The 4,729-nt window shown below is 61.3% G+C and carries 4 protein-coding genes and 1 pseudogene; 4 read left to right on the top strand and 1 reads right to left on the bottom strand.

What is annotated here, in order from left to right:
* The 4 genes and pseudogenes from AC1DWI_RS14125 to AC1DWI_RS14140 all read left to right on the top strand — a co-directional run.
* Window positions 1-795: pseudogene (locus AC1DWI_RS14125) on the top strand (Rieske 2Fe-2S domain-containing protein); the annotation flags it as partial.
* A gap of 79 nt (window positions 796-874) precedes the next feature.
* Complete coding sequence (locus tag AC1DWI_RS14130) at window positions 875-1,864, top strand: Bug family tripartite tricarboxylate transporter substrate binding protein (RefSeq protein WP_477667835.1); 990 nt, start codon at window positions 875-877, stop codon at window positions 1,862-1,864.
* 23 nt (window positions 1,865-1,887) lie between these two features.
* The gene (locus AC1DWI_RS14135) at window positions 1,888-2,880 is read left to right on the top strand and encodes a substrate-binding domain-containing protein (RefSeq protein ID WP_477725057.1); all 993 of its coding nucleotides are present in this window, start codon (window positions 1,888-1,890) and stop codon (window positions 2,878-2,880) included.
* An 81-nt stretch (window positions 2,881-2,961) separates the two neighbouring features.
* Window positions 2,962-3,927: a DMT family transporter gene (locus AC1DWI_RS14140; RefSeq protein WP_477667833.1), complete on the top strand. Its 966-nt coding sequence runs from the start codon at window positions 2,962-2,964 to the stop codon at window positions 3,925-3,927.
* 171 nt (window positions 3,928-4,098) lie between these two features.
* On the opposite strand, the gene AC1DWI_RS14145 is transcribed toward AC1DWI_RS14140, so the two are convergent.
* Window positions 4,099-4,719, bottom strand: a complete 621-nt coding sequence (locus AC1DWI_RS14145; RefSeq protein WP_477667832.1) for a TetR/AcrR family transcriptional regulator — start codon at window positions 4,717-4,719, stop codon at window positions 4,099-4,101.
* Window positions 4,720-4,729 lie beyond the last annotated feature (10 nt).

Raw genomic sequence — 4,729 nt, forward strand, 5'->3', positions numbered from 1 at the left:
ATCCTGGAAGGTGCGATCGACTCGGCCCACAGCTCCAGCCTGCATTCTTCAGACATGGTGCCGGCGCGCGTGGAAGGCGCCGAGGCCACGGATACCAACTGGCTGCGGCCCTCTACCGACAAGGCGCCGCGCATGCAGGTGGAGCGCGGCGGCTACGGTTTTCGTTATGCGGCCATACGCCGACCCATCAAGAACGCGGCGGCCAACGACTACATTCGATCGACGGTGTTTGTGGCGCCAGCCACAGCGCTGATCCCGCCCAACAACCTGTACAACGTCGCCAACATCAACGTGCCGATGGACGATACCAACACCGCGTTCTATTTCATCGCCTGGGGCCATCCGTCGCAGACGCCTGACACCGGCGCCTGGCGCAAATTCCTGGGCCAGCAACTGGGCGCCGACCTGGACGAAAAATACCAGCCGCTGCGCAACCGTGCCAACCACTTCTGGCAGGATCGCGAAGCCATGAAGGCCGGCAATTTCACCGGCATCACAGGTTTCCCCAACCAGGACATCGCCATGTGGGTGACCATGGGCCCCATTGCCGACAGAACACACGAACGCCTGGGCGCCAGCGACATGGCGGTGGTGGAGTTCCGCAAGCAGATGCTGGAGGCGGTGAGCGCGTTCCAGGCGGGGCAAGCCGCCATCGGCACAGGCGAGCTCCGTATTCCGCCCAGCGTGGTCGCTTTTCAGGCTATTGTTCCGAAAACGACGGACTGGCGTGCCTACCAGGCGTCCTATGTGTGGGATTCCCGCGAGCCAGCGCTGGAGCCGTCCTATTCCACATAGGACGCCACACAGGGCATTTTTTCTGCTTCTGTGCTTCTTTTCCGCCATGACACTTTAAAAAATCATCAGGAGACATTTCATGAAACAGCGCCGCCATCTTCTTCATCTGCTAGGGGCCAGCGCCATGCTGGCAGCCGGCACCTTGCTGCCGATGTTTGCAGCCGCCCAGGGCGCCTACCCCAACCGCCCGATCAAGTTCGTGGTGCCCTACGCGGCCGGCGGCCTGCCTGATACCGTGGCCCGCATTTTTGCGCAGCGGCTGGGCGACAAGCTTGGCCAGTCGGTGGTGGTCGACAACCGGCCGGGCGCCAACGGTGTGGTGGCCGCGCAGGCGCTGGCCACCGCCCCCAAGGATGGCTACACCTTCCTGGTGACGGACGGCTCGATGTTCTCCATCAACCCAGCCATCTACAAAAGCCTGGGTTACGACTTCAAACGTGACTTCATGCCCGTGTCGCTCGCGGCTCGCGCGCCGCTGTACCTGGCGGTTCACCCCAAAGTACAGGTCAATACATTTCAGGAGTTCATCGCGCTCGCCAAGGCCAAACCGGGAACCCTGAACTACGGCTCTTCAGGTATCGGAAGCACACACCACCTGACCATGGAGGCGCTGAAGGCATCGCTCGGCCTGCAAATCACCCATGTGCCGTTCAAGGGCACGGGCCAGTCGGTTCCGGCGCTGATCGGTGGGCAGGTCGACGTGCTGTTTTCGGCGCTGCCGTCCCTGGCCGGTTTTGTGAAAGGCGGGCAGGTCAAGCTGCTGGCCAACAATGCGGCCCAGCGCTCCAGCCAGGAGCCCAATGTGCCGGCGATTGCGGAAACCATTCCTGGGTTTGACTTCGCGCCCATCGTGGGCGTGCTGGCTGCCACGGGTACGCCGGCGAGCGCGATAGAGCGCATCAGCGCCGAGATGGCCCAGATCGCCAGGATGCCGGAAGTCATCACCACGCTGAACAACGCCGGCATCGAGCCCATCGGCAGCAGCCCTGCCGATTACAACAAGGCCATCCTCGGTGAGAACGAACGCCTCGCCAAAGCCATCGTGGCGTCCGGTATCAAGCCGGAATAACCATCTCAGGAACACACTGCGACATGTCAAAACTGAAACTGACCTTCGGCTGCTGGAACTATGACCGCACCCGCGCCCTGATGGACGGGAGCGTGCAGCCCGATGGCATCGACCTGAACTATCTCAACATGCCGGTGGAAGAAACTTTCTTTCGCATGCTCAGGCATAAGGAGTTTGATGCCGCAGAAATGTCGCTCTCGTCGTACACCGTGTCCCTGTTCAATKAGTCGCGGCCGTTTGTGGCGATTCCGGTTTTCCCCTCGCGCTTTTTCCGCCACTCCTGCATCTATGTGAATGCCAACTCCGGCAGTCGCGAGGCGAAGGATTTGATAGGCAAKCGCGTGGGCAACCCCGAATACCAGATGACGGCGCCGGTGTGGATACGCGGCATCCTGTCCGACCACTACGGCGTCCCTGTCGACAGCGTCACCTACTTCACCGGCGGCGAGGAAGAACCCGGCCGCTCCGAAAAGATCAAGCTCGACCTGCCGCCCAACATCAAGGTCGAGCGCATTGGTCCCGGGCAGACACTGGCGCAGATGCTGCTCGACGGCGAGATCGACGCGCTCTACACCGCGCGTATGCCGTCAAGCTTTCTCAAGGGTGGCGGCAAGGTCAAACGCCTCTTTGAAGACTACGAGCAGGTCGAGCGCAATTACTTCAAGGAAACGAAAATTTTCCCCATCATGCATACGGTGGCGATTCGCCGCGACGTGTATGAAGCCAACCGCTGGGTGGCGCGCTCGCTGATGAAGGCGCTGGAGGAGTCCCAGCGGCGCACTTACGAAGACCTGTACGAAACAGCGGCGCTCAAAGTCATGCTGCCCTGGCTGACTTCGCACGTCGAACAGGTCAAGCGTGAGATGGGCGAAGATTTCTGGCCTTACGGGTTTGAGAAGAACGAAGCCACGCTGCAGACCTTTTTACGTTACTCGTTTGAGCAGGGCCTTTCAAAGCGGTTGCTCACGCCGCAGGAGCTCTTTGCCCCCGAGTCACTGGAAGCTTTCAAGATCTGACGTCGTGATGAACGCTCCTTTTTTGATAGCTGGTTGCGCCCGTCTTATAAGGGCTGAATGCCGATTTGATGCTTGATCTGGATGTCTGATACCTTTTTCGGTTACCTGCTGGCCAGCGTTGCGCTGCTGCTTTTCACGGTCTCCATTCTGGTCACCAAGGTGGCGTCCAGCCGCCTGGAGCTTGGCCTGGGTTTTCTCATCGCAGCTTCCTCCAACGTGGTGTTTTCCGCGTTGGCCACGCTGGTGCAGATGGGCCTGCGCACGGATGGCTTGCATTGGAATGCGCAGGCGTTCTGGCTTTTTGCCGCTGCCGGCGCGTTTGCCACCTACCTGGGGCGCTGGTTTTTTTACGAGTCCGTGGTGCGTTTCGGACCGGCCAAAGCCAGCGTTTTCCAGATCAGCAGCCCGCTGTTCACCGCACTGATGGCCTGGCTGCTGCTGGGAGAGCGTCTGAGCATGCTGGTGGCGCTGGGCATGGTCATGACGATAGGCGGCCTGATGCTGGTCAGCTACAAGCCCGGTTTTTTTTCGCGCCGCGGTTCCACGCCAGCACTGGCGCCCGACAGAGGCCCCGCACCTGCGCCTGTGCAATCCACCGCGCTTCAGCGGGCGCTGCAATCGGCCTTTTTGCTGGGCATGGGCAGCTCGCTGGCGTATGCGATCGGCAATGTGCTCCGGGGGTCAGCTGTGCGCAGCTGGAACGAGCCCGTTGTGGGCGCATTGATAGGCGCCGCCAGCGGCCTGGCCCTGCTTCTGGTTTTCAGCGCTGGCAAGCGCGCGATGGCTACCCGCCTGCGCTCAGCCAGCCGCAGCGGTATGGCGCTGTACGCCCTGATCGGTGTGACCACCATTTCAGCGCAAATGTGCGTGATCGGCGCCATGCGCTACATACCGCTGTCCGTTGCCACGCTGGTGACGTTGTGTACGCCGGTCCTGGTTTTTCCGCTCAGCCATCTGCTGTTCAAGGACCAGGACGCCATCAAGGCCACCACGCTGGCAGGCAGTGGCTTGACCTTGCTCGGCATCGTGATCATCGTGATGCGTTGACGCACCGACCCTGACCCGGAAACTCAATACCGCGGTGCCAAAAAGGCACCCAGCCGGCACAGCCCCGATGATTGGGGTACGCGGTTACGAAGGAACTCAAGGCACAGATATCCTGGAAGGCTCCGAGGCAGTTATGCCGGTCCCTGAGGCAGGCCCCATGTGCGCCGGCGATCAGCGGGCTTCAAGGCCTTCAAAGCACGTGCTCAGCACCAGGGCGACGATTTCATCGTCGGTGTGCAGTTCCCCCATTTTCAAAAACTCCAGCACGGGATCGCAGGCGCGGGCGTACAGGGTATACAGCACCGCAATGGGCGGGAGCTTGGGGTTGATGGCGCCTTGTGCCTGTGCCGCCTCAATCCAGGCGCCCAGCCGGTCACTCACGTCCATGAGCCCGTCCATGTAGTCCTTGTTGGCCATCAGCGCGGTGCGCAGGCTGGAGTTCTGGCTGGGCAGCGAGGGCATTTCACCCGCCAGCTTCAGGCCCATGGTCCACGCCACCACTTTGCGCAGCTTGTCCACGGCGGACAGCTCGGTGGGCAATGTGTCCAGAAAGGCCTGCGCCCGGCGCATGACCGACACCATGGCCGCCGCCGCCAGGTCTTCTTTGCTGGGAAAGTGCTTGTAAAGGCTGGCTTTGGCAATGCCCACCGCGGCAGCCACTTCGTCCACTGTCATGGCTTCAAAGCCTTTTTCCGCCAGCAGACGGTTCACCGACTGGATGATGGCGTCTTCACGCGCCAGCAGCATTTGCGCCTTGAAGGAAACCTTGGGAGGGAGGGTGCTAAGGGTCATATGGCCTGAT

This window comes from Polaromonas sp. P3_C2 (assembly GCF_056402675.1).